Source organism: Mesorhizobium sp. M7A.F.Ca.CA.003.01.2.1 (assembly GCF_003998945.1).
GTDB classification, from domain to species: domain Bacteria; phylum Pseudomonadota; class Alphaproteobacteria; order Rhizobiales; family Rhizobiaceae; genus Mesorhizobium; species Mesorhizobium ciceri.
On record NZ_RZRA01001029.1, the window covers coordinates 1 to 1880 of the forward strand.

Genomic DNA, 1880 nt, shown 5'->3' on the forward strand with positions numbered 1-1880 from the left:
ACCGAACCCGCCTGGTGGTCCATGCCATGCGCATTGGCCGACAGCGAACCGCCGACCGAGAAGATGTCGGTCGACTGCATCGCCTTCACCGCGAAGTGCGGATGCAGAAGGTTCTGGATGTCATGCCAGCGCGCGCCCGGCTGCAGGGTCATGGTCTTGGCCGCCGCATCGACGGTGACCCTGTTGAACTTTCTGAGGTCGAGCACCAGCGCGTTGTCGTCGAAGGCATGCCCGCCCATGGAATGGCGGATGGCGGCCAGCGATATTTTCAGCCCATTGGCACGCGCGAAGGCCAGGGCCTTGGCGATGTGCTCGTCCCCGCTGACCTCGACCACGCCGTAGACCGGCGTCATCGACAGGCCGCTGGCATCGTTGATGTCACCACCCTTTGCCGACCAGGGCAGTGACGCATCGAAGGCCGGCGCATTGTCCAGCGGCTTCAGAGGCAGCGCGAAGCCGTCTATATCGGCTATCCGTCCTGCGTTCTTCGGCCCCGAAGGTCCGCGTGCCAGCCGCGCCACCGTGTTGCCGCCCCACAGCACCGCGCCGCCGACGACAGCCGCACCCAGCAGCAATCGCCGCGACAGGCGAAACCCTTTTTGCTCGTCGGCCATGACTATCCCCCGGTGGCCAAGGGATAGCGCGGCTCTTTGGCAAAAACCATAGCGGCGCCGCCGGGACGGCGGTTTGCCTGGCGTCGAGGGTGAAGGGCACGAAAATGGCCGGTCCCCGGAGGACCGGCCAGAATGGAACAGGGTCTGAAATTGCGTCAGCAGGTCTGCCGACGCACGATGCCCTCGCCTTACGAGGCCTTCTTGATCGACGTCACGATGCCGGTCTTGTCATCGACGGTCACCGCCACCTTGGCGCCGACCTTCAGTTTCCCGATCGTCGCTTCGGGCGACAGCTGGTAGATCTTGCCGTCGTCGAGGGTGATCGACTTGGTCGTCGGATCGACGGCCTGAATGGTGCCCTGAACGGTCGCGGCATAAGCGGTGCCGAGGAAGGCGAGCAGAGCAGCGGTGGTTGCGAGGGTCTTCTTCATTGGTAAGCACTCCGTGCTGTTTCACTTTTCCGGACCGCCGCCTTGGGAAACGACAGCACCGGACGGCCTGAAACTGGACGGAAAGCGCACCCTCCGCAAATCACATTGGGTGAATTTTCGCAAACAATATCATAGGCTTAATTCCGACACATTATCTGCGACCTAGATCATTTCAGGCCGCTTCGGCTCCCCCAATGAACGCACTTCTGTCCGCGAAAAGAGTCACTTGGCCGATTGTGACGGGCGGCTTTCGATCACCACGCAGCCGCCGCAATCCATCTCGGGCGGCATCACGAAACAGAGCGCTGACCGATCGTCGATACACATTTTGTTTCGCGGATCAGTTCAAAAACCGCCACGCCAACGCTGATCAAACTCGCGCTACGGTTGCAAACCGACGTCGAATGCGGGATGGTGTCGACCGTTGACATGAAGGGGGGCCTTCCATGAAGCTTGCAGTCTGGACTGCGATGTCCCTGATGCTGGCGCTTGCTCCAGGATTGGCCGGCGCACAAGCCACGGATCCGGGCGACGACAAAACAATTATCTTCACTCCCGGCGACCCAGAGATGGCAGCGGCCACCGCGCAGGCGCTCGCCAGCCTGGACGACTTCCTGGCACTGTCCGAGGCGCCTCCCGCCGACACAGAGAGGTTCAAATTGAAGGTCAAGGTACGGGACGGCAACGTCACCGAACACTTCTGGGTCATACCGTTCCGCCGCACCGAAACCGGATTTGTCGGCATGTTGGCAAACCAGCCGGAGGAAGTGCACAACGTCGTCCTCGGCCAGAACATAGAATTCACCAGGGACGATATTTCCGACTGGGGATACAC

Annotated in this window: 3 protein-coding genes; 1 reads left to right on the forward strand and 2 read right to left on the reverse strand. The window is 61.4% G+C overall.

Features of this window, described 5'->3' with window-relative positions; all coding sequences use genetic code 11:
- Together EN969_RS29195 and EN969_RS29200 are read right to left on the reverse strand one after the other, a co-directional pair.
- Window positions 1-614 (reverse strand): FAD-dependent oxidoreductase (locus EN969_RS29195; RefSeq protein ID WP_164758598.1); only part of this gene is annotated, 614 nt, incomplete at its 3' end.
- A 188-nt stretch (window positions 615-802) separates the two neighbouring features.
- The gene (locus tag EN969_RS29200; protein ID WP_013530037.1) at window positions 803-1045 is read right to left on the reverse strand and encodes a DUF1344 domain-containing protein; all 243 of its coding nucleotides are present in this window, start codon (window positions 1043-1045) and stop codon (window positions 803-805) included.
- Window positions 1046-1491: 446 nt separating this feature from the next.
- Between EN969_RS29200 and EN969_RS29205 the strand changes: the two genes are divergently transcribed.
- A partial coding sequence (locus EN969_RS29205; protein WP_127419632.1) for a DUF2314 domain-containing protein occupies window positions 1492-1880 on the forward strand: 389 nt, incomplete at its 3' end.

What these genes read in the sequence shown, in the direction of transcription:
- EN969_RS29200 (WP_013530037.1), bottom strand. Translation starts at nt 1,045, where the DNA reads ATGAAGAAGACCCTCGCAACCACCGCTGCTCTGCTCGCCTTCCTCGGC.